The sequence below is a fragment of the Rufibacter roseus genome (assembly GCF_001647285.1).
Taxonomy (GTDB): domain Bacteria; phylum Bacteroidota; class Bacteroidia; order Cytophagales; family Hymenobacteraceae; genus Nibribacter; species Nibribacter roseus.
The window spans coordinates 1-23,063 of sequence record NZ_LRML01000003.1; the positions used below are offsets into that span (position 1 = coordinate 1).

At 47.7% G+C, this 23,063-nt stretch carries 24 protein-coding genes; 7 read left to right on the forward strand and 17 right to left on the reverse strand.

Features of this window, described 5'->3' with window-relative positions:
* Window positions 1-92 precede the first annotated feature (92 nt).
* Complete coding sequence (locus A8O23_RS04020; RefSeq protein ID WP_066618245.1) at window positions 93-1,781, reverse strand: sodium:solute symporter family protein; 1,689 nt, start codon at window positions 1,779-1,781, stop codon at window positions 93-95.
* A gap of 119 nt (window positions 1,782-1,900) precedes the next feature.
* The gene (locus tag A8O23_RS04025; RefSeq protein ID WP_066617042.1) at window positions 1,901-2,161 is read right to left on the reverse strand and encodes a DUF4212 domain-containing protein; all 261 of its coding nucleotides are present in this window, start codon (window positions 2,159-2,161) and stop codon (window positions 1,901-1,903) included.
* Between the two features lie 373 nt (window positions 2,162-2,534).
* On the opposite strand from A8O23_RS04025, the gene A8O23_RS04030 reads away from it, so the two are divergent.
* From A8O23_RS04030 to A8O23_RS04040, 3 genes are all read left to right on the forward strand, one after another.
* A complete protein-coding gene (locus A8O23_RS04030) occupies window positions 2,535-4,340 on the forward strand; it encodes a glycoside hydrolase family 3 protein (protein WP_066617046.1) in 1,806 nt (601 codons plus the stop codon).
* Window positions 4,341-4,522: 182 nt separating this feature from the next.
* Window positions 4,523-5,809 (forward strand): exo-beta-N-acetylmuramidase NamZ family protein, encoded by a 1,287-nt coding sequence (locus A8O23_RS04035; RefSeq protein ID WP_066617048.1) that lies wholly within the window; start codon window positions 4,523-4,525, stop codon window positions 5,807-5,809.
* Between the two features lie 26 nt (window positions 5,810-5,835).
* Complete coding sequence (locus tag A8O23_RS04040; protein WP_066617049.1) at window positions 5,836-6,792, forward strand: alkaline phosphatase family protein; 957 nt, start codon at window positions 5,836-5,838, stop codon at window positions 6,790-6,792.
* Between the two features lie 425 nt (window positions 6,793-7,217).
* Here the strand turns inward: A8O23_RS04040 and A8O23_RS04045 are convergent, their stop codons facing one another.
* The 5 genes from A8O23_RS04045 to A8O23_RS04065 form a co-directional block, all read right to left on the reverse strand.
* Window positions 7,218-7,610 (reverse strand): hypothetical protein, encoded by a 393-nt coding sequence (locus tag A8O23_RS04045; RefSeq protein WP_066617051.1) that lies wholly within the window; start codon window positions 7,608-7,610, stop codon window positions 7,218-7,220.
* 89 nt (window positions 7,611-7,699) lie between these two features.
* Window positions 7,700-8,464, reverse strand: a complete 765-nt coding sequence (locus A8O23_RS04050; RefSeq protein ID WP_066617055.1) for a CDP-alcohol phosphatidyltransferase family protein — start codon at window positions 8,462-8,464, stop codon at window positions 7,700-7,702.
* A gap of 77 nt (window positions 8,465-8,541) precedes the next feature.
* Window positions 8,542-8,913: a GtrA family protein gene (locus A8O23_RS04055; protein ID WP_066617060.1), complete on the reverse strand. Its 372-nt coding sequence runs from the start codon at window positions 8,911-8,913 to the stop codon at window positions 8,542-8,544.
* On the reverse strand, window positions 8,914-9,372 hold the full coding sequence (locus A8O23_RS04060) for a phosphatidylglycerophosphatase A family protein (RefSeq protein ID WP_066617063.1): 459 nt from the start codon (window positions 9,370-9,372) through the stop codon (window positions 8,914-8,916). It lies immediately after the preceding gene.
* Window positions 9,369-10,694: an inositol-3-phosphate synthase gene (locus tag A8O23_RS04065; RefSeq protein ID WP_066617066.1), complete on the reverse strand. Its 1,326-nt coding sequence runs from the start codon at window positions 10,692-10,694 to the stop codon at window positions 9,369-9,371. Before A8O23_RS04065 ends, A8O23_RS04060 begins: the two co-directional genes overlap by 4 nt.
* A gap of 598 nt (window positions 10,695-11,292) precedes the next feature.
* On the opposite strand from A8O23_RS04065, the gene A8O23_RS04070 reads away from it, so the two are divergent.
* On the forward strand, window positions 11,293-11,646 hold the full coding sequence (locus A8O23_RS04070) for an SPW repeat domain-containing protein (protein WP_082882904.1): 354 nt from the start codon (window positions 11,293-11,295) through the stop codon (window positions 11,644-11,646).
* Between the two features lie 142 nt (window positions 11,647-11,788).
* On the opposite strand, the gene A8O23_RS04075 is transcribed toward A8O23_RS04070, so the two are convergent.
* The 8 genes from A8O23_RS04075 to A8O23_RS04110 form a co-directional block, all read right to left on the reverse strand.
* On the reverse strand, window positions 11,789-12,688 hold the full coding sequence (locus A8O23_RS04075; protein WP_153042065.1) for an SdiA-regulated domain-containing protein: 900 nt from the start codon (window positions 12,686-12,688) through the stop codon (window positions 11,789-11,791).
* A gap of 140 nt (window positions 12,689-12,828) precedes the next feature.
* Complete coding sequence (locus tag A8O23_RS04080; RefSeq protein WP_161486692.1) at window positions 12,829-13,266, reverse strand: PepSY-like domain-containing protein; 438 nt, start codon at window positions 13,264-13,266, stop codon at window positions 12,829-12,831.
* A gap of 238 nt (window positions 13,267-13,504) precedes the next feature.
* Entirely contained in the window at window positions 13,505-14,773 is a 1,269-nt protein-coding gene (locus tag A8O23_RS04085) for a sensor histidine kinase (protein ID WP_066617078.1), read from the reverse strand.
* On the reverse strand, window positions 14,770-15,447 hold the full coding sequence (locus A8O23_RS04090) for a response regulator transcription factor (protein ID WP_066617080.1): 678 nt from the start codon (window positions 15,445-15,447) through the stop codon (window positions 14,770-14,772). Before A8O23_RS04090 ends, A8O23_RS04085 begins: the two co-directional genes overlap by 4 nt.
* A gap of 246 nt (window positions 15,448-15,693) precedes the next feature.
* Window positions 15,694-15,942 (reverse strand): hypothetical protein, encoded by a 249-nt coding sequence (locus A8O23_RS04095; RefSeq protein WP_239693340.1) that lies wholly within the window; start codon window positions 15,940-15,942, stop codon window positions 15,694-15,696.
* 17 nt (window positions 15,943-15,959) lie between these two features.
* Window positions 15,960-16,151: a hypothetical protein gene (locus A8O23_RS04100; protein WP_066617082.1), complete on the reverse strand. Its 192-nt coding sequence runs from the start codon at window positions 16,149-16,151 to the stop codon at window positions 15,960-15,962.
* 26 nt (window positions 16,152-16,177) lie between these two features.
* Complete coding sequence (locus A8O23_RS04105; RefSeq protein ID WP_066617083.1) at window positions 16,178-16,606, reverse strand: hypothetical protein; 429 nt, start codon at window positions 16,604-16,606, stop codon at window positions 16,178-16,180.
* 230 nt (window positions 16,607-16,836) lie between these two features.
* Window positions 16,837-19,101 carry a Tex family protein gene (locus A8O23_RS04110; RefSeq protein ID WP_066617093.1) on the reverse strand — a complete coding sequence of 755 codons (2,265 nt, stop codon included), beginning with the start codon at window positions 19,099-19,101 and terminating at the stop codon, window positions 16,837-16,839.
* A gap of 249 nt (window positions 19,102-19,350) precedes the next feature.
* On the opposite strand from A8O23_RS04110, the gene A8O23_RS04120 reads away from it, so the two are divergent.
* On the forward strand, window positions 19,351-19,749 hold the full coding sequence (locus A8O23_RS04120) for a hypothetical protein (protein ID WP_153042066.1): 399 nt from the start codon (window positions 19,351-19,353) through the stop codon (window positions 19,747-19,749).
* Window positions 19,750-19,858: 109 nt separating this feature from the next.
* Here A8O23_RS04120 and A8O23_RS04125 read toward each other — a convergent pair whose 3' ends face one another.
* Window positions 19,859-20,449 (reverse strand): hypothetical protein, encoded by a 591-nt coding sequence (locus A8O23_RS04125; RefSeq protein ID WP_066617101.1) that lies wholly within the window; start codon window positions 20,447-20,449, stop codon window positions 19,859-19,861.
* A gap of 243 nt (window positions 20,450-20,692) precedes the next feature.
* On the opposite strand from A8O23_RS04125, the gene dinB reads away from it, so the two are divergent.
* Window positions 20,693-21,754 (forward strand): DNA polymerase IV, encoded by a 1,062-nt coding sequence (gene dinB, locus A8O23_RS04130; protein WP_074988319.1) that lies wholly within the window; start codon window positions 20,693-20,695, stop codon window positions 21,752-21,754.
* Between the two features lie 126 nt (window positions 21,755-21,880).
* Here dinB and A8O23_RS04135 read toward each other — a convergent pair whose 3' ends face one another.
* Entirely contained in the window at window positions 21,881-22,417 is a 537-nt protein-coding gene (locus A8O23_RS04135; RefSeq protein WP_066617106.1) for a DUF7935 family protein, read from the reverse strand.
* A gap of 227 nt (window positions 22,418-22,644) precedes the next feature.
* Between A8O23_RS04135 and A8O23_RS04140 the strand changes: the two genes are divergently transcribed.
* A complete protein-coding gene (locus A8O23_RS04140) occupies window positions 22,645-22,995 on the forward strand; it encodes a HesB/IscA family protein (RefSeq protein ID WP_066617108.1) in 351 nt (116 codons plus the stop codon).
* The last annotated feature ends 68 nt before the right edge of the window (window positions 22,996-23,063 follow it).

Below are 23,063 nucleotides of genomic sequence, written 5' to 3' on the forward strand. Positions count from 1 at the left end.
TTTATCGTCAATGCTTTTCTAATTACTTCTACACCTACAGAGGGCTTTTATGCAGATAACATTTAATTTCTTAAAGCTTTAAGTTCTTCCAATTAATGTTGAGTGGCGGCTCCTGCTCCACGCGGAATACGAATATCCTCTACCAGTTCCTGAATTTCTAAAGGTGGTGCAGGCGTGAATCTGGAAACAGTGAACGACACCACAAAATTGATTACCATACCCAATGTGCCTATGCCTTCGGGTGAAATTTGCAGAAACCAGTTCTCGGGTTTATTGGCTTCTGGGTGAATGAATTTGAAGTACGAGATATAGGCGATAGTAAACAGCAGACCCACTACCATACCGGCAATGGCGCCTTGCTTGTTCATGCGCTTAGAGAAAATACCCATAATAATAACCGGGAAGAACGAAGCGGCCGCCAACCCAAAGGCAAACGCCACCACCTCTGCCACGAAGCCTGGAGGATTGATACCGAAATAACCGGCAACCACCACTGCAACAGTAGCCGCCAAGCGAGCAGCTATCAATTCATTTTTTTCAGAAATACTGGGCATCACCGACTTCTTCAGCAGGTCATGGGAAATGGCCGTGGAGATAACTAGCAGTAAACCGGCCGCAGTAGAAAGTGCCGCCGCCAAACCACCGGCGGCTATCAACGCCACCACCCAATTCGGTAACTGCGCAATCTCAGGATTGGCCAGCACCATAATATCTTTGTCAATCATCAGTTCATTTTGCGCCGGGTCTTTCAGGTACTGCAACACCCCGTCACCGTTTTTATCATCAACGGTAATTAGCCCGGTTTTCTGCCAGTTGTTTACCCAAGACGGCATTGAGGCAATAGGCTGATTGCTGGTAGAATTGAGCAGATTGTACATACCAAAAGCACCCACTGCCGGCGCCGTAGTGTATAAAATAGCAATAAACACCAAAGCATATCCGGCAGACTTACGGGCGTCTTTCACTTTGGGCACGGTGAAAAACCTAACAATTACGTGCGGCAGTCCGGCAGTACCCACCATTAGCGCTGCGGTAATAAAGAAAATGTCTATAGTAGCTTTACTGCCGTTGGTGTAGGCATTGAAACCCAAATCTGTTAACAGACCATCTAGTTTATCAAGCAGGTACGTTCCGTCTTGCAGGGTGCCGCCCAAGCCCAGCTGCGGAATAGGGTTGTTCGTCAGCATTAAGGACAGGAAAATGGCCGGCACCATGTAAGCCACCATCAGCACACAGTACTGAGCCACTTGGGTATAGGTAATGCCTTTCATACCGCCCAACACAGCATAAAACAGCACGATGATCATGCCAATGACCACACCGGTTTCTATTTGAACTTCCAGAAAGCGGGAGAACACAATACCCACCCCCCGCATTTGGCCAGCCACATAAGTAAACGAAACGAAGATGGCGCAAATTACCGCAACTAAACGGGCTGTTTTAGAGTAGTAGCGATCACCCACAAAATCGGGCACGGTAAATTTGCCGAACTTACGCAGGTACGGGGCCAGCAGCAGCGCCAGCAAAACATATCCACCTGTCCAGCCCATCAGATACACTGATCCGTCGTAGCCCATAAAGGATATAAGCCCCGCCATGGAGATGAAAGAGGCCGCTGACATCCAATCGGCGGCGGTGGCCATGCCATTGGCCAGCGGAGAAACATCGCCGCCGGCTACGTAAAACTCTTTGGTTGAACCGGCTCTTGACCAAATGGCAATGCCTATGTACAGGGCAAACGTGATTCCTACAATTATATACGTCCAGGTTAAAATATCCATTTTGTTTGTTAGCAGAAGGTAAAGAAAAGGGTACTGAAAGCAGCCACCGGTGCCGCTCACAAGTTAGAGGGAAGCCGTTGTGGCTAATTATAGTTTCTGATGGTTTGTATTATGCAACTCTAATCCTCGTGCACGTCAAACTCGCGGTCAAGCTTGTTCATGTACCACACGTAAATGAAGATAATCAGAATGAAGGCGTAAATAGAACCTTGCTGAGCAAACCAAAAACCCAGTTTGAACCCGCCTAGTCGTGTGGTGTTCAATTTATTTACCAGCAGTATGCCGCAGACATAGGAAACCAGAAACCAAAAGCTCAATAAGAGTAATAGTATTTTGACATTTCGTCGCCAGTACGCCTGCATTCTTCCATTATTTTCCATAGATCAGTTCAGTTGAAGCTATTAATATATACATTTTCTATATATAAAAGCCACTTCTGTTGAAATGATGTTAATTTTTGATGGTTTGGTACTATCATTTTTTGAAGCCTATTATTCTTGACCAGCTACTCAATTGCACGTTTTCGGCTTCATTTCTGAAAAACATGCCTAAAACGCTAGTCCACTGGCACCTTTGGAGCTCTTGGGTTAAGTTTACAAATCTGATTAGCAACCAGGTTAGGTTATGCTTTAACATAATATGAATTCTGGACTATGCGTTAACCCTGAGGCAGGCCATTGCGTACCTGAATATCCCCGAAGCTGCCAAGCGCCTGCCTTAGTGCCTGGCAGAGCGTACACCATCTGTTACAACATGCTGTTCATATTTAAACAAAGCGCTTTACCCAGACATTTCTGCCTTCTGCTGTTTTGGTGCACCTTGTGCTTTTTAGGTTGCCAGGAGAAAAAAGAGCAACCCCATGACACGGTGGTTTTCAAGCCACAGCCCGTGCTGCCCCAAGACACCATCAAGTACCCTAACGCACTAATTACAGCCTTAAACCGCCAGAACGATTGGGTAGATTCGGTATTCAACCGTCTTACCCCCGATGAGCGAATTACGCAGTTGATGATGGTGGAGGTTTTTTCTAATCAGGGAGAAAAACACCTGAAAGATGTGCTGCTGCTGGTGAAAAAATATAAAATAGGCGGACTCATATTCTTTCAGGGAGGTCCGGTACGGCAGGCCAGAATGACCAACCTGCTGCAGGAAGCCTCTAAAGTACCTCTGCTTATTGGCATGGACGCCGAAAACGGAATAGGCATGCGCATGGACAGCGCTATACAGTATCCGTTGCCTATGCTCTTGGGCGCCATTAACAATGACAGTTTAATCTACCGCATGGGGGTGGAAATGGCGCATGAATTCAGGCGCCTGGGCATGCACCTTAATTTTGCTCCGGTGGTAGACGTAAACAACAATCCGCAGAACCCCATCATCAGCTACCGCGCCTTCGGCGAAAACAAAGAGGACGTCAGCTCTAAAAGCTTGGCCCAGATGATGGGCATGCAGGATTATGGAATTATTGCCACCGCCAAACACTTTCCCGGCCATGGTGACACAGAGGTAGACTCGCACCACGACCTGCCCATCATTCCTTACGGCCGAGAACGACTTGACTCTTTAGAACTGCACCCCTTCCGGCACCTGATTCAAAGTGGCGTGGGTGGCATAATGGTAGGGCACATTCACATGCCCAAATTAGATTCAGCCCGGCACATGCCCGCATCGCTCTCCAAACCCATAGTCACAGGCCTACTCCGGAATGAGCTACAGTTCAGCGGTCTTATTTTTACTGATGCTATGGTTATGAAAGGGGTGACCAAATACTTTGAGCCTGGCGAGGCCGAGGTAATGGCGCTGGAAGCCGGCAACGATGTGCTGGAAAGATTGGTAAGTGTACCTAAAGCACTGGCAGCCATCAAAGCCGCTATCAAAGAAGGGCGGCTCAGCCAAAAGGAGCTGGACCGTCGCTGCAAAAAAGTATTGGCCGCTAAGTATTGGGTGGGCTTGCACAGCTATGAACCTGTTCCGCTGGAGAATATTTACCAAGACCTGCACTCTTCCTCGGCACAGGAAACTCTGCGCCAGTTAGCCGAAGGGTCGCTTACAATGCTTATAAACAAGCGAAACCAAATACCAATTGAAAACAAAAAGCGTAAAAAAGTAGCCAGTCTGGCCGTGGGAGCCAATGAACCTACTCTATTTCAGGAAACGCTCAGCAAAACAATCACAGCACCCAATTTCTTCCTGCCCCGCAGGCTTTCTAAAAAGAACCGTGAGAAGCTAAGAAAGCAGTTGCTTAAATATGACTTGGTCATCATCAGTATATATGGCCCCAGCATTCGCCCTAGCAACAACCTTGGGTTTAGCAAAGAAGAGCAGGATCTGGTGAATGAACTTATCCGGAAGAAACGATGCGTAGTGGTGCTGTTTGACAATGCTTACACCCTCAACCAATTCAGCAACATTCACCAGGCCACATCACTGGTGGTGGGGTACCAAAAATTAAAGGCGGTTCAGACAGCCGCCGCTAAACTTGTGGTAGGTGACCTTCAGCCCCAAGGAAAGCTTCCGGTTACGGTAAACCATCATTTCCAGTATGGGCAAGGATTGTAATTTTTGAGAGTAGCTTATCTGTTCCAGGCATTTTTCCTCGGGCAAGTGATTGGGGAAAGAATTCCTCTGCCTACATTTTCATTTCATAAACCTTTGAGGCTGTTTTAGGTCTGTTTTTCAAAAAATAGCCCTAAAACAGATAAATAATTAATTTAAAAAGTCTCTCTTGCCTATATTACGGCATGAAGAAACTTCTCTGCATTCGCTTTGCCATTGCTGCCTTAGCTGTTTTGGCATGTGGTACTGGCTGCTCAAACCACACTCCTACCGCCACTCAATCTACGGGAGCCAACCGTGTGACCATTGGCATAGAAAGATTGGTAACCCCAGAGTTTTTGCCCTTCATTAAAGACCGAAGAATAGCCATCTTGACAAACCACACCGGCATAATGCCAGACAAAGGCCATATTGTAGATTTGCTAACAGCCCGCCAGGATATCAAAGTAGTAAAGCTTTTCAGCCCAGAGCACGGCATCAGGGGTGAAGAAGACACACATGTCACCGATCAGGTAGACAAGAGAACCGGATTGAAAGTAATTTCTTTATATGGGCAAGTACGAAAGCCCACGCCCGAAATACTGCAGGATGTTGACATTATTGTTTTTGACATTCAGGATGTTGGAGCAAGGTACTACACCTACATAGCCACCATGAATTCAGTGATGGAAGCCGCCGCCGAAAACAATAAGCTGATGATTGTGCTAGACCGGCCAAACCCAATCTCAGGAATGTATGTAGATGGCGCAGTGGGCAAAGATGCAAATGAACCTGTAACGGGTCCTAATTACCTGCCCATTACACATGGCATGACGGTAGGTGAGTTGGCCCGAATGTTCAACGGTGAGCGGGCAGCCAAAAAGCTGCGCCAAGCTGAGCTGATGGTGGTGCCCATGCGCAATTACTCACGCGCTCTTTGGTTTGATCAAACCGGCCTGCCTTGGGTAAAGCCCTCTCCTAACATGCTTAACCTTACCACCGCCACAGTATATCCGGCGGGCTGTATTCTGGAAGGCACCAACGTTTCTGAAGGCCGTGGAACCATGCAACCCTTTGAGTTTATCGGCGCCCCCTGGATCAATGGCGAAGCACTGGCAAAACAATTGAACAGCTATAAGTTACCAGGCGTCACCTTCACCCCGGTTCAGTTTACCCCAGATAGCGTGGTAGACGGCATCCGGATTTATCCGCCTAAGTTTGTGGGACAGACCTGTTATGGTGCACAAATGAAGGTAACTGACCGCAACAAGTTTGAGTCAGCCAAAGCGAGCGTGTACCTCATTCATGCCCTGCACACACTGTACCCTGACAAACTGGAATGGAAAAACAGCCGCATGGATGGCCTCTGGAAAACGGATGTCACCCGTAAACGCCTTCAGGCAGGAGACTCCCCCCAAAGCATTATTGCCAATTGGCCTGAACAACTGGCTTATTTTAATAAGGTGCGCGCCAAATACCTGTTGTATCCGTAATGAGAAGGTAGCCAAACTACTTTTTCATGACCAAACTACTTTCTCTGAACTATTCCCTTTGGCTGCTGGTCCTCCTGCTGTTGGGAGCTTGTAAGCCTTCATCTAAAAGTGTTTTATTAAAGCCCAGCGGTGACTATAAAGCCCAGAAAGTTGTTCTGGTGGTAATTGACGGAGTTCGGTATTCCGATTCCTGGGGAGACACCTCCTTTGTCAACATTCCGTTTATGGCCAGAGACTTGGCTCCGGAGGGTACTTTCCATCCAGAATTTTACAATCTGGGGGCTACCCTCACCAACCCTGGCCACGTAGCACTTACCACGGGTCATTATCAGAAATTGAACAACCACGGCGAAGAGCTTCCAGACTTCCCCTCTGTGTTTCATTATTACCGGCAGCACACCGGCGCCCCCGCCCACAAAGCCTGGATTATTGCCAGCAAAGACAAACTGGAAATTCTAAGCAAAACCTACAGCTCCGACTCCGCCGCTCAATTTTCGCCCGCCACTAACTGTGGCAACAACGGCTTGGGCACCGGCTACCGGAAAGACAGCACTACCCTACGCATCACTAAGGAAATACTTGCCCGCCATTCGCCTGACCTCGTACTGGTGAATTTAGCCGAACCCGATTCTAAAGCTCATCAACGCAACTGGACCGGCTACCTTAAGGCCATTCAGCAAAGTGACCGCATGGTGCACGAGCTTTGGCAATGGCTGCAGCAACACCCAGACTATCAAAACAACACCACTCTACTTGTTACCAACGACCACGGCCGGCACCCAGGCAATAGGTACCACAGCCACGGAGATGGCTGCAAAGGCTGCCGCCACATTAGTCTATTGATGCTCGGGCCAGACGTAAAAGATGGGTTTGTAGCTAGCAAACCTCGCTCTCAGGTAGATGTTGCCGTTACCATAGCAGAACTTTTAGACATACCCATGCCCACCCGAGACGGTGAACCTATGCTGGAGTTGCTAAAATAGTAGAGATGTGTTTTGAGGCTGTTTTTTGAAAAGTAGGGCTAAAACAGGAAGTTAATGGCTAGTTATTGGTTGCTAATTGTTGATTGATGGTTGTTGTTTTCTCGCTGTTTGAAGTATTTTGAAGAGCGACTTCAAACTTACCAATAAAATAGAAGTCTCTGACTTCCAGCCTGCCACAGAGCAAAAGCCCCTACTTCCTTCAGCAATTGTTTCATTGATGTGTCCTCAACTTATCCGGAACAGAGTTCCTGCTGATTCATTAGAGGTTTGAAGTCATCTTGCAGAAGACTCCAAACAGCAGGTGAAAGTAGTGCGTTTCTTAAAAAGAAGGGGCAAAAAGCAGGAAACGGCCCACTGTTATTTGTAATGTTCTTTTAAAGATCTTCAGAATGATTTAAAGGCTAAATAGCTATTGGATTTTAAATTTACCTTTCTGCCTCTATAAGTTGTTTTATAGTTTTAGCTTTATTTAAGGAATTAATCCACTCCTTTTTCCCCTCTGGAGATGGTAATTCCTCAATTTTCGAAATGAGAAAGCTTTTAGCTTCTTCAAATGTCCAATGTTCACTCGTAGCTTTATATTGAACCTTGTATTTCATGCTAATCCCTAATTTTGACATGAAATTATCAATCTTAACTTTCTCTCCTGCCAAAAAGATTCTACCTGTAGAGTCTAAAAACTGTTTTCTATAAAAGTATTTATTATAAAACTCATCATCATCTGAATAATAGAACTCATCGAACAGGAACAATTCACCCATAATATCTTCATCCCATTCTTGTATTTCAATTTGGACTACAGGAAATTCAGGTTCCATAAGTTTATAAAAACATTTCGCAAATTTCTGTTGTATCAGCCTTCATCCTTAGAAAAACTTCAAGCAGCATTAATTTAGTTAAATTGCTGTTAAACCAAAGTTGCTGTTGAAGTTACTTTCTCTTTTACTTGCTGCGCCCGCTCCTTCTCCTCAATAGCCTTCTTAGCGTCCATCAATCTGCTGAAGGCAGTAACGTTGGTGAAGATGGCAAGAATGGTGAGCGGAATAGTGAAAACAGAAATTGTTTCAAAAACAGGGAAAGGAACGCCTGGCACCATTAATTTAAAGTCACCGCCCAGGAAATAGGATGTGAGGCCGCAGAACATACCGGCCAGGGAAATGAGCACCACGCGCTCGGGGCGCTGGAAGAAACCGCCTTTGCACTCTACGCCCAAGCCTTCGGCGCGGGCGCGGGTGTAGCTGACCATCATGGAGCCAATAAGTGCAATAAATGCAAACAGAGAGCTCAGGAAGTAGTGGTGTGACATGAGGTAATAGCAAATGCCCAGGAACATGACCAATTCACTGTAACGGTCCAGCACAGAGTCAAACAATGCCCCGAAGGTAGAACCCATTTTACCCAGTCGCGCCACCTGTCCGTCCAGCATATCAAACAGACCAGCCATCATGATTAGAAATCCGCCCCAGCCAACAAATGAATAGTCATAGCGGTTTTCGCTTTCGCCACCTACTATAAAAATAATGGCCACACCCACGTTCATGATGAAACCTGTGGTAGTGACCGCGTTAGGCGTGAAACCTATCTTAATTAGTAACCGGACAAATGGATTGATAATGGTGTAGATGGTCTGTTGCAAAAAAACCTTCCATGCTTTTTCTTTCTCACTACTCATACGCTTTTACCTCTAATGATTCTGTTTTACACGTTTCTGTTGCTCCATTATTCTAATCAGAATTGTACCGAAGCAATTCATTTAAAAACAAACCTTTTCTGAAAGACATAGTTATACCCCACCCCTACCATAATGGAAGTAGCCACTTTTGAGTAAACATAGCTGATTCCCAGGTAATGCGTAATCAGAAAAACCCCAAGGGCGTTGAGTAAAAAGCTGCCCGTCCAGACAATGAAATATTTAATAACCTGACCTATCACCCGAGGATCTTCTGATTGAAATACCCAATTGCGGCCCAACGAAAAATGCGTGATTCCTCCGGAAATGGTGCCCCAAACCGTTCCTGACACATACCATAACTCCAGCCACTCCACGGCCAGCACCGTCACCAGAAAATCTACCAGCGTAGCCACTATGGAGGCGGTCTGAGCCTTTACAAAAGTGAGCATTTAAAATAGTTTGAAATACAACAGCAGTTGAAGCACCAGATTGGCATAGAGGCCGGCCAGTACGTCATCTAGCATCACGCCCCAACCTCCACTCACTTTCTCAAGTTTCCGGATGAAAAGTGGCTTGGCAATATCAAAAAACCGGAAAAGCACTAAGCCCCCCAATACCGTTGCCCAAGTTACAGGTACCGCCACCAAGGCTAAGCACATGCCCGCCACCTCATCAATCACTACTTTCTTGTCGTCTTTACCCCAAAGAGGCTCTACCCGTTGGGCCGACCAGACACCCAGTAAAGTGATGAATATTGTGACAAAAAACTGACCTGCCACCCACTGTTCTCTTCCGGCCTGGGCAGCATACCAGATCAGGCAAGCGACTACGGCGGCTACCGTGCCTCCTCCTTTACCCACGTACCCAATGCCCAGAACGGAAGAAATCAGCTTATGCGCTTTTATCATAGTGCCTCTACCAGGTCTTGATAATAGTCAAGGCCTAGGTGAGTGATCAAGTCTTCGCCCATCATGTGGCGCAGCGTGTTCTGCAGTTTCATGAGCTGCTTGAAGATATCATGCTCCGGCGCCAGCCCTTCTGCGGTTTGCGGTGATTTGTAGTAGAAAGAAAGCCACTCCTGAATACCGCTCATGCCTGCGCGCTGTGCCAAATCAGTGAACAAAGCCAAGTCCAACACCAGTGGAGCCGCCAAAATGGAGTCGCGGCACAGGAAGTTGATTTTAATCTGCATTTGGTAGCCCAACCACCCGAAGATGTCAATGTTATCCCAGCTTTCTTTGTTGTCGCCGTGCGGAGGGTAATAGTTGATACGCACTTTGTGGTACATGTCGCCGTACAGGTCTGGATTAGATTCCGGCTTGAAGATCTCGTCCAGTACGCTCAGTTTAGAGACCTCCTTTGTCTTAAAGTTATCTGGGTCGTCTAGCACGTATCCATCGCGGTTGCCTAGAATATTAGAGGAGAACCAGCCTCTCACTCCTAAGGCACGGGCATGCAGGCCTGGTGCCAAAATGGTTTTCATGAGGGTTTGACCAGTTTTGAAGTCTTTACCTGAGATGGCTATTTCCATTTCCTTGGCTAGCTCCACAATGGCTGGAATATCTACCGTTAAGTTAGGCGCACCGTTGGCATAAGGTACTCCCATTTTAAGGGCAGCGTAGGCATAAATCATGCTGGGGGCTATGGCTGGGTCACTATTTCTTAGACCTTCCTCAAACGCGGCAACAGACTGGTGCACGTCAGACTCTTCAATATACCGCTCAGTAGAACCGCACCATACCATCACCAGACGGTCGCAGCCGTTTGCCTCCTTGAACTCCTGAATGTCGTCCATCAGAGCCTCGGCCAATTCCATTTTGGTGGCGGCTTCTTTTACGTTGGTGCCATCCAAATTCTTAGCGAAAGACTTGTCAAATACCGCCTTCATGGGCTTCAGCGCCTCTAACTCTGGCTTTACGGCGTGCAGCAGCATAGGCTCCAGCACCTTGGCGTTTTGGGCGGCCTCAAAAACGTTATCGGCATATACATCCCAGCCCCCGAACACAATATCTTCAAGAGCAGCCAACGGCACAAAATCTTTGATGAGGGGGTGGCGGTTCTCGGTTCTTTTCCCTAACCTAATTCGCCCCATTTGGGTAAGCGAGCCAATAGGCTGGGCCAACTCTTTCTTCACGGCCTCTACTCCTGCAATAAAGGTAGTGGCTACTGCTCCTAGGCCGGGAATCAAAATGCCTAGTTTGCCATTGGCGGGTTTTACCTGGTATTCCATACTTTCTTGTTTAGCTTTAGTTAAAGGGGGTATACTTTGAATTTCTTAAGTCATCTTTTAAGACTGTTCTACAAGAGTATCATTCCTACAGCTGTACAGCCACAACACCATTCCATCACCAATTCACCAAATCACTTCGGTCTTCTTTCACCTTCTCACCACCACAGAAGCTCGTCTGGAAATTACCTCCACCACCATGAATAACACGTGCCTTACAGCCTGTTAAGTTCTCACAAACCTTGATCCACAGTTTTTCTGAATGGTAATATGCAAATTCTAATGCAAAAAAGATAATGCATTCTTAACAGTATTTTATTTTTTCTACCAGTGCAAACAATGGTTTAAAAGCAAAATGGTATTTGACCTCAAGCACTTTTTATCATCACAGTAAAAGCAAAACAACTCTTCAAAGCGTGCCTTGACAGTTACAGTTTCTTGAAAAAGGAAGAGCAACAATAGAAAGCATTACCGGGCAACTAGTACTTCTACTGAGCCCACTCCTGTAAAAAAGGGTATAAACCACACAGCCATAGGCAAATACAATCGTATATAAGAGCATAGCAATTGTTAACTTCAAACCAAGAATACGCCTATGAGAATGATACCCACAAGTGTACACGGAATAATGGATTACCTCACCGCCATTTTACTTATTGCCTCCCCCTGGATCTTCAATTTCTACCGAGGCGGCGCCGAGTCTTGGGTGCCTATTGGCGTGGGTGTAGTTGTGCTGGTTCAGGCTTTGATGACCCGAAATGAAACTGGCGCAGTCAAAGTGTTTCCAATGTCTGCTCACCTCATGAGTGATATTGCGATAGGCTTATTTTTGGCCATGTCGCCGTGGTTACTGTTCTTCCATGAGTATGTGTGGCAGCCGCACTTAATATTTGGTTTATTGATTCTTGGGTTGGGAATATTAACCCGCATGAGACCAGCTAACGCCGCCAGATAAGCAGGCACTACCAAAACAAGAGCGCTGCGTTGATACACAACGCAGCCGCTCTTGTTTTGGGGCTGTTTCTGGAAAAACAGGGCTAAAACAGCCAATCTACACAAAAGAGCAACAGATAATTCTGCCGTTCCCAGTGTTCTGGTTACTTGGCAGCCTGCAGCTGGACGCGCAGGATGTTGGCTGATTGTTTCTTTCCCTCATTGGAGATGTACAGGTCTCCAGTGGGGCTAAACGCAATTCCCTCGGGCTTGTAGAACTCGGTCTTGCTGAGCTGAAACCGGTCTTTGATGCTACCATCTGCGTTCAGGATGAAGATCTGTGGGTTAGTGGCTTCGGTGACATAAATGTCTCCGGAAACCGGGTGCACGGCTATCTCTGAGGGTTGCCAGGCCTTGCTAAGCGTATTCTGCTTCTTCTTTTTCTTCTGGGGCTGCTTCACCAGCTTGGGGTCTTGCAAGTTCAGCTTGAACACCGGCTCCTGGGCCAGTTGCTTTGTTTGCAGGTCGAAGGCATACACGCCTTTGTAGTTTACCCCGTTGGCGTCCTCGCCTTTCAGGGCCAGCAGCAGGCGGTTGTTCTTGCTGTCATAGGCCAATCCCTCTACATTATTCTCTGCGCTTAAAGGCGTGGCATACTCGGTTATCTTGTTCTTGGGCGTGTTAATGTTGGTAACCTCAAATAAGTGTCCGTCGCTGCGCACTACATAGGCGGTGGTACCGGCCAGAGCGATTCCCTCGTAATCACCAGCAGCCCCGAACGTAATCTGCCGCACAATTTGCCCGGCGGCGGTGTCATAAATAAAGATAACACCGGCCTCGTCTTGCACGCAGGCAAACTGGTTGTTTCCCAAATACACAATACCCGACACCTCACGCAGTACAGGCGGCAACTCCCATTTCTGCGACACGGCAATGGCCGCCGATGCGGTTACAGCCTCTGCCTTGGCACCTTTATTGGCTCCTCTGGCGTCGGCTTGGTTGGCATCACAGGCGGCGGCACCAATCAGGAGCAAACTGCTGATCAATATTTTAATGCGTTTCATAGCTTTATTTCTTTTCGGTTTCAATCTCTTCTTTCCCTTTTCTTTAATATTCAGACTCACATCCGCTGTTTTAGGCCTGATTTTCTTAAAACAGGCCTAAAACAGCAGAACAAACCCAAATTCAACCTGGGCGCTACAACTTAATCCCAGTAACTGATGCTAGACTGAGTACCATCTTGGGCAAAAACTTTGGTGAGGTCTTGGTTACTACTGCTCTCCAACTCAACCTGGTAAAAGGTTTGGCCGTCTTTCTCCACTTTTTCCAGGTCATCTACCACATAGGCCGCAAAGTCTCTTTTGATGGAGGACATTACCGGCTCCGGTAGCTGGGTGGTGTCAACGTCGTGCTTGTACATGAGTATTTTGCCGGTGGCGTCCAGCAAGGCGGTATGCTCGGTTTGGTTCAGGTCGAATTCGGCCTCAAAGCTGTTCCCTTGTTTATCCCACTCAATGTTGGCGGCGGCAGGGAATTGGGTTTTCAGGCTGTTCTGAACCAGCGAAGGCACATTGCTTACTGCTAAACGCTGGCTGCACCCTAAGGCAGTGATACCGGCAGTGGCTATTATGATCTGAAGCATTTTCATAGGTCTGAAATTTTAGTTCAACGTTATTGTTTACACCAAATTTCGGCTCCAAATCAGGAAAGAATTGGGAATACGAGGCAGGAGAACTATTTTTTTTGATTTTTTTATGGTGTCTCCTAAACTAGAGCCCGTGAATTGCACCAGACCCTGTATCCGCTGGGGAAAGAACTGAAGATATGTTCTGTTTTAGGCCTATTTTAAGAAATACAGGTCTAAAACAGCTTCTTCGCCATTAGGTAAACTGTACCTGCAGCACATGCCTACTCTGGCGGTACTCATATCCAATCTGGAAGCCGTACAGATCACAGATGGCCTTGGCGATGGACAGACCCAAGCCGGTGGATGCGGAGGAGGGGCTTTCTTTGTAGAACCGCTGGAACAGTTGCTCCGAATTTAGAGGCTTGCTGGGCCCTGTGTTCTCCAGAGTGAAAGTAATGGCGGAGAGGGAAACGTGCACCAACCCGCCTGCCATATTGTGCACGATGGCGTTCTTGAGCAGGTTGGTGACCAGCATCATGGCCAGGTCTGGGTTCATGCGGAGCAGTGGGTCACCGTCTATTTGTTGGGTGAGGCTTAGGTTCCGGAACTGGAGCTGGTCTTGAAAATCAGCCAGGGCTTTCTGCACTACCTCCGCCAGGCGTACCTCCTCCTGACCGTTGAACTGGCGGTTTTCTATCTTGGAGAGCAGCAGCAATGACTTGTTCAGGCGGGTGAGGCGCTCCAGGTTTTCCATGACCTCCCCTATCTGCGCCAGCTGCTGGTCTTGCAGGTTTCCGCCCTCGGCCAACAGCTCCAATTTGTTCAGGCTAATGGCCAGCGGCGTCTGCAGCTCGTGGGCGGCATTCTCAATAAAGTTTTTCTGGCTCTGGTAGGTGGCTACGTTACTTTGCAGCAGCTTCTCCACGGTCTGGTTAAGCAGCCTGAACTCATCAATGTTGGTTTGCAGCGTAGGGAAAGGCTGAGCATCTTGCAATTTGAACCGCTGCAGGCGCTGCAGCAGGTAATAGAAGGGCCGCCAGATTCTTTTCAGGAGCAGGTTGTTGAGCACCAGAATGGTAGCAATAAGCCCCCCATACAGCCACAGCAGCGCAAAAACCAAGTCCTCAATCAGGTCGTCTTCCTCTACCATAGAGGTGATTACCCTGAGCTCATAGTACTTGCTCCCCTGCTGAAATACGGTGGTGAGCATGCGCACCGGCTCAAAATCTTTCTCATTGAGCATGTACATGAGGGTGTCTTGGTACACGTCTTTCTGCCGAAGCGCCGCCGAGAAAGGCACTTCCTTTACTTTGTAGTAACCGTCGTCAAACTCGGTTCTGGCGAGCACGGTGGTGTCTTGGGCCGCTTTGCGGAGCACCAGCATCTTCTGGTTTTCCAGGCCGTCGTCCATGCTGTCGTAGATTTCATCTAGCATGTTCACGTAAAAGAGGCCCGCCCACACCGTAATGATGACCAGCAGCAGCACAGAAAACCAGGCGGTGGCGTGGTTCAGTAGTTTCATGGCGTTATCAGCTTGTAGCCTATGCCGTACACTGCCTGTATCTCTACCTGTGCCCCGTGGTCTTTCAGTTTCTTGCGGAGGTTCTTGATTTGGGAGTAGATGAATTCGTAGTTATCGGCTTGGTCAATGTAGTCGCCCCACACGTGCTCGGCCAGCGCGGTTTTGCTCACCAATCGGTCTTTGTTACTGACCAGGTACAGCAGCACGTCAAACTCCTTGCGGTTCAGGCTCAGCTCCTGCCCTTCTACCCAAACCAGATGCTTATCCAAATCAATCTGCAGGTTCTGGAGTGTCTGCACGTTGCTGCCCTCAAACTTGCGCCGCCGCAGCACCGATTTTACCCGCGCGTGCAGCTCAGCCATGTGGAAAGGCTTGGGCAAATAGTCATCGGCGCCCAGCTCCAGCCCTGCCACGCGGTCATCTACCGAGTTTTTGGCCGACACAATGATGACGCCGTCGGTTTTCTGCAGCTCTTTCAGTTCCTGCAGCAGATCAAGGCCGCTGCCGCCGGGCAGGCCAATGTCCAGCAGAATACAGTCATAGGCGTAGAGGGCAATTTTCTCCTGCGCCTCATCATACGTCTGGGCTGTCTCCACTACGTACTGCTCTTTCTTGAGCGACTGCACCATGGTTTGCAGCATGTCTGCTTCGTCTTCTATGATCAACACTTTCATAGCCCTTGTACTTTGCGGCCAAGAAAAAGATTAATTCTGGAAAGAAGTGGGAATGGCGGAGCTTCGCTAATGAAAAATAAAATGATGAATTAGAAATGATTGGGGTCACTAGCGCCGTTGCAATTAGAAATTAACTCCTATTTCAAGAATTTCATGTCGAGATCACTCTGAACTGGCGTGTAACTCTTAACCATTGTTTTCTATTTAGGCTTGATTTTAGAAAAATAGGCCAGAATCAGGAGCGGGTCACTTTTCCTTTGCCTTCCCAGTGGCTTGATTTGATGGTTTCGCCGTCTGCCTCAAATTTGATGCGGCGCACGTAGCGCTCTCCGCTGATGGCCCCGTCCGGACGCGCTTGCCAATAAAAAGAGTTATTGGGTTCCCTAGATTATCGGTGATAAAGGTGAGGTCGTTGCCAGCAAAAGTATCCTCTATTTTGGCATCGGGGGCAAAGCGTTTGCTAAGTTTGGCTTCTAATTTTGGAGAAATGGGCATGGTGAAAGTAAACGGTTCTACACCGTATACGACTGGAGAATGTCTAAGGCTTCAGCATCTGACTCCGCTTCTACCACCTCATCAATGACATATTGTATTTCCTGGTCTGACCATTTTGCCTGCTCAGCAGCTTTTACAAAAACGCCCAGGGCTACAAATCGGCCTCCTTCAATTGGCAATATGACAGACACTTTTTTACGGTTGTTCATAAATACGTTTCTACGTTTTTCGGCTATTATACGGAAAACAGGCCTAAATCACTAAAGTCTCCCTCCCCTTCTCTTGCCCAGAACAGCGCTGAGTTATACCCCTGAAAGTACTCTACCTCTCCACTAAAATCAGGGCGAAGCGTTGCTACCATGCCGCTGATGGCCATCTGATTGAATATATCGTCAGAGACTACAATACCCAAACGCCTTACTCCCAAAAGCTTAAATTGTGAAAACCATGATTGCATGGTCCATTGCTGGTCTACCTGCCGAATAACCTTCATGTGCTTGGTATCCATGACCCAATTGCGCAGGTACTCTTTCCGGGTAACCTGCACGGCCTCCAGCAAACCCTCACGATACACTTCACTGGCCACAAAGCCTTGGCAATGCAAGACTAGCAGCCTGTGCGGCTTATCTATTTCCAGCCAAAAACGTGGCACTGTCACATCCATCTCTCCTGCCCTCCATTTCTCTCTGCCCTTCGTTGAACATTCATTTAGTATCTCTATAACGCTTGCCTTCCCTATATTATTTAACTTATTTCATGAGCTTTTGTTTTGCAGACAGCCAACAAGCAGATTGTATTAAACTTATTTTACTGTCTATTAACAAGCTACCATCAGAATAAAAGAAGAAGGCCAGAGAAATCTCTGGCCTTCTTCTTTTATTATCTATGAATACCTTACCGGAACATGCTTTTCAGCTTGTTCAGCTTGGTGGCCATGTCTTCTTCCTCTACCGGAGCTTCACGGCGGCTGTTGTTGCCTCCTGCCTTGCGGTCATTTCCACGGCTGGGTCTTGTGCCAGCGGCGGCAGGGTCACCTTTCATAGACAAGGCTATTCGCTTACGGCCAACTTCCACCTCCAGCACTGTTACCTCTACTTTCTGCCCTACTTTTACCACATCATGCGGATTGCTCACAAAACGGTCAGACAGGTGACTCACGTGTACCAATCCGTCTTGATGCACCCCAATGTCTACAAAGGCGCCGAAAGCGGTGATGTTGGTCACTATGCCGGGCAGTTTCATGCCAGTGCGAAGGTCAGTGATTTCGTTCACGCCTTCAGTAAAGCTAAACACCTCATAACTCTCCCGCGGGTCACGGCCAGGTTTAGAAAGCTCGCTCAAGATATCTTGCAACGTAGGCAAACCCACAGTATCAGACACATACTTCTTAAGGTCAATCTGCTTGCGTAGCTCTGGCTTCTTAAGCAAATCTTCTACCGTGGCGCCTAAGTCTTTGGCCATTTGCTCTACCAGCTCATAACGCTCTGGGTGTACGGCACTGGCGTCAAGCGGATGCTTTCCTCCTCTGATGCGCAGGAACCCCGCGGCTTGCTCAAAGGCTTTGTCTCCTAAGCGGGCTACTTTGCGCAGCTCATTCCGGGTTTTGAACGGACCGTTCTGGTTGCGGTACTCCACAATATTCTGCGCCAGTTGCGGCCCTAGGCCTGACACGTACGTGAGCAACTGCTTGCTGGCAGTGTTTACTTCCACCCCAACGGCATTCACGCAGCTCATTACCACATCATCTAAACTGTGCTTGAGGGCATTCTGGTCTACGTCGTGCTGGTACTGGCCTACGCCTATTGATTTTGGGTCAAGTTTCACCAACTCAGCCAATGGATCCATGAGGCGACGACCAATGGAAACAGCCCCCCGAACGGTGATGTCCTGGTCTGGGAATTCTTCACGGGCTACGTCTGAGGCGGAGTAGATAGAAGCACCGCTTTCATTCACCATCACCACGGCAATCTCTTTGGGCAAGCCTATTTTCTGCACAAATGCTTCGGTTTCACGGCTGGCGGTACCGTTACCAATGGCAATAGCTTCTATCTGGTACTTGTGGCACATGACCATCACCTGCTGCTCGGCAGTCTTGGCCTGGGCGGCACCGTTGTGCGGGAAAATAGCCTCATAATGCAGCAACTTACCTTGCTCATCTAAAGCCACTACTTTACAGCCGGTTCTAAAGCCAGGGTCAATGGCCAGCACGCGCTTCTGCCCCAGCGGAGCGGACAGCAACATAGGCCTTAAGTTATCTGCGAATACTCTGATCGCCTCTTCATCGGCACGTTTTTTAGAGGATAGACGCACCTCGGTTTCCATGCTTAAGCGAAGCAGGCGCTTGTAAGAGTCCTTTACGGCCAATTTTACCTGCTGCGCGGCGGCGTTATTACCTTTCACGAACTGGCGTTCCAGCACTTCAATAGCCGCTTCTTCGTCGGGTTGGGCGTCTAGCATGAGCACCATTTCTTTTTCACCGCGGCGCATGGCTAAAATACGGTGGCTTGGGGCTTTCTCAATAGGTTCGTCCCATTCAAAATAGTCTTTGTATTTCTGCCCCTCCTCTTCTTTACCCGGAATAACGCGGGCTTTGAACACGCCCTGCTTCTCAAACAGGTTTCTGATGCTGGCGCGGGCTTCAGGGTTTTCATTCACCCACTCGGCTATGATATCACGGGCACCGGCTAAAGCTTCCTCAGTGTCTTTTACTTCTTTCTCCTCGCTTATAAATGCAGCGGCTTCGGCGGCAACATCTACGTTAGCTTGCTCAAACAGTGTCTGCGCCAATGGCTCCAGTCCTTTTTCGCGGGCAATGGTGGCACGCGTGCGGCGTTTCGGTTTGTAAGGCAGGTAAATGTCTTCCAGCACGGCCATGGTTTCGGCGGCCAGTACCTGCGCCTCTAACTCCGGGGTCAGCTTTTCCTGATCTTTCAGTGATTTCAAGATGCTCTCACGGCGTTTGTCCAGCTCGCGGAGCTGCTCCACGCGGTCACGGATGGCAGCAATGGCCACCTCATCTAAACTACCGGTCACTTCTTTGCGGTAACGGGCAATAAAAGGCACGGTGGCCCCTTCATCTAACAATTGCACGGTAGCTTCTATCTGGCGCTCACTTACCTGCAGCTCTCCGGCAATTTTCTTAAAATGGTTTTCTGGCATGCTAAAAATAAATCTGAAAAAGCAATTTCTTTGCTTGGCTCCCGCATGGGGCCTAAACAGATTTCAAAGATAAGGTATATTCACATCGTCTGCCATGCTTTATGCCCTTTGCACAACTAAAATTTAACGCTTTGCTTGGCCTGATTTTTGTAATTTTGAATCCGCACCAGGGAACTATTTCACTTGGCCTGGCTTTTGCTCTAAAGAGTCTTCTATCTGAAAATCAGAAGGAAACCAATTATTCCAGTTATGAAAAGAACACTATTACTTCTAGTCTTCGTGCTTTTGGCCTTTGGCAGTCAAGCCCAAACTACTATTACTCCTGAGCAGCGGGCAAAGAGTATGACTACTGCCATGGTGCAGCACCTTCGTTTGTCTAGTGCGCAGGCGTTAAAAGTGCAGGAAATCAACCTAACCAGCATCAACCAGATGGAGAAGGCTAAGAAAGACTTGAAAACGAAGCCCAGAGAATTTATGGTTACCGCTGAACTTATCAGTTCTACCAGGTTGGCTGCCTTGAAAGAGGTGCTTACGCCGGCCCAATTCTCTATGTATAATCAACACAGAGAGAAGAAAATGGGTATTCCGCAAGAAGGAGGCAGTACCGGCGGTGGAATCAAACTTCCTGCTGAAGAATACGGTAATTAAGATCTTTGCCACTTTCTGTTTTACACCTTATTTTCTAAAAACAAGCCTAAAACAGAAGGCCCCGCTCTAAGAGCGGGGCCTTCTGTTTTATTTGATCCAAATTATTCTGTTAAAGCATTTCTAGCAGGCCCAGTACCAGGAATACTACCCCCACTACGGCCACTATGGAACCTACAAGCCCTAGCCCCGGAAGAACCGAAAGCAGAACCCCAGCCAGAATCAGCACAATACCAATTTTCATGTAGCTGTTAATGGCGTTGGCTTTGTTCGTTGCCTTTGCATCACGCTTCATTTTTTTGGTAATCTTTCTGATTTCCTTTTTGCTTTTTGCCTCTGACAACTCGTTTACCAGATTCTTCACTTCGGGCTTGGCCGTTGCTAAGGCCTCTTCTACCGCCTGCGTGGTCAACGGTGCTTTACGAGCCACTTTACCAGAAGCTTTAGGTGCCGCCGCATTTGCCTCAAGTTCAGGTTGAGGCTGAATTGTTGCCACGGTAGTTTCTTCTGGGGCAACTGTCACAACAGGCGTATTAGTAGTCTCTTCCGCTACAGGTATTTCCTCTACAGGCTGCGGAGCCACTTTGTGGTATGCAGTGGAAGGAAGGCCAAAATCATAGAATTGCTTTGATGAGTTACAGCCAATCATGATTTGGCTCACAACGCCACAGGCAATAACAGAGAGTAATGATTTAATTTTCATAGTAAGGGAAAGATAAAGTGAAGATGAAAAAAGTATGTAAAAGCTATTTTAGAGAGATGACCGTTTAAAGCTTTAAATTCGCAGTACGTAGTGCAAATAGGCAAGTTGGCCAAGTAACCATAATTAGTTCGTTTTATTTAAATATCGGCACCGCTTTACTCAGGCATTTCATTCTACTTTCAGACTTTGGCGCTGCACCATTCTTAGAAAGCGCTAATATATAAGATTACAAATAAACTGGCTTTGCGTAAAATTATTCACGTTGACATGGACGCCTTTTTCGCCTCAGTGGAGCAGCGGGACAACCCTGTCTTGCGCGGGAAACCAGTGGCGGTGGGCGGTACGAAAGCTCGTGGCGTGGTGGCGGCGGCCAGTTATGAAGCCCGCCAGTTTGGCGTGTATTCGGCTATGCCCACGGTTACGGCCCTCCGCAAGTGCCCTACCCTTATCATGGTGCCCTCCAGGTTTGAGGTGTACAAACAAGTATCCAGGCTAATACGGGAGATCTTTTTGCGGTACACTAATCTGGTAGAGCCCCTCTCTTTAGATGAAGCGTACCTTGATGTAACCGAAAACAAGCTGGGGCTGAAATCTGCCATGTTCATTGCCAAACGCATAAAGCATGAAATTCTACAGGAAACGCAGTTGACAGCCTCAGCGGGAGTTTCCTTCAATAAATTTTTGGCCAAAGTAGCGTCCGGCAAGAATAAGCCAGATGGTTTAACCGTAGTTTTACCAGAAGAGGCAGAAGCTTTTGTAGAGGCGCTTCCTATTGAGAAGTTTTACGGCATTGGTGACGTAACGGCCGCCAAAATGAAGCAACTGGGCATACATACCGGGGCAGATTTAAAGGTACGGTCAGAAGCTGATCTGCGGCGGCACTTTGGAAAGTCTGGCTCCTACTTTTACCAGATTGCCCGCGCCCAAGACGAGCGGCCCGTTGAGCCCAACCGTATCAGGAAAAGCATTGGCTCAGAGCGTACTTTTTTTGAGGATCTGGATACCGAGGAACAGATGCTACCACAGCTGCAGCGCCTGGCCGAAGAGGTAGCCTATGATTTACACCGGCTGGAGGCCTCCGGTAAAACCGTAACGCTTAAACTGAAGTACCACGACTTCACGCTCAACACCCGCAGCAAAACGTTCTTTTCCTCTGTACGAGACGAAGAAGTACTGCTTGACATTGCCACCGAGCTGCTCCGCACCCCCTTCTTCCCTTCAAAACCCATCAGGCTACTAGGCATTACCGTCTCTAACCTCAGTTACGGTAAACACCAAAGCGGTCAATTGTCTTTCCCCTTTTAGCAAAAAGCTAGCAATGTGTTATTTGCAGCCGTTTTGGGGCTAATTTTCTAAAAATAGGCCGAAAACGCCATTAAAGTTCTGCTGATTAGACAGGTCTGATACGCTTGATAAAATTATGCCCTTGCTTTAGAAAACTTCCTGAAGCTCACGCTTTAGAAACTGGAGTGCCTGTGTAGTAGGGTCTATCTCGTTGTGCAGAATGGTTTCCAGCACTCGCTTGGCCAGTTCGGTTCCTTTAGACTTATCTTCCAAGCTCTGGTAGGTCTGGTTGATCATGGTCACCACATCTTCCTTTGTTTTTTTGACTTGCTGCCAAGCCACCTCACTCATGTACAACTGCTGCGACAGGTTATGGGTATACTCGGCTCTGATTTCTTGCAGCAGATGCGCCTGGTATTCAGCGGCAGTTAAACCAGAAGGACTAACCCTGATTAGTAGATTACTAGGCGTGATGCGTTCTAAGAACAGTATGATGCGCTCGTACGCCTGCAACCGCACAGGCAATATGGCTTCACTATTTTTAAGTCTGATTTCCAGCAAGCGTTTACGGTAATCACGCTCAAGGTACTTCTGAGTAAGCAGGTACATACCGCCCGCCACCACCAAGGCCGGAAATAAGCTCAAGATTGCTAAAATAATGAAGGAAGAGGTATCAAAGGTCATAGTTTTATTGAACGGTTAGTCGTGCATTTCAGCCACTGTTGAACGTGAAGCAATACCTGCAGTAGTGGCTTTACGCCTTTTAAACTGAAAATATGTGGTAAATATGGCAAAAAAATCGTTAGGCGTTTCTGAATCATTTCACCGCATTTTCAGTTACTTATAGTATAGCACCATTGTTTAGAAACACTCTAAATGTTGTATCTTTACAACGCAATAACATACTTACTATGGAAAGCACAACTGTAAAACAAGCACCAATAGCCCTTACTGATCGCGCCTTGCAAGAGGTAAAGGTAATAATGAAAGATAAAAACGTACCTGAAGAATATGGTCTCCGTATTGGCGTGCAAGGTGGCGGCTGCTCAGGCATGTCTTACTTGCTAGGTTTTGACAAGGCCAAAGACTCTGATGAGATTTTCGACCTTGACGGCGTTCAATTGATCATGGACAAAAAGCACGGCATGTACGTAATGGGTATGGAAGTTGATTTCCAGGATGGCCTTAACGCCCGTGGTTTCGTCTTCAATAACCCACAAGCTAAGAGCACCTGCGGTTGCGGTAGCTCTTTCTCCGCTTAAGACCCCTCTTTTCTTTAATTATATGTAAAAGGCCTGCTTTCTGAGCAGGCCTTTTGTTTTCACCTAGA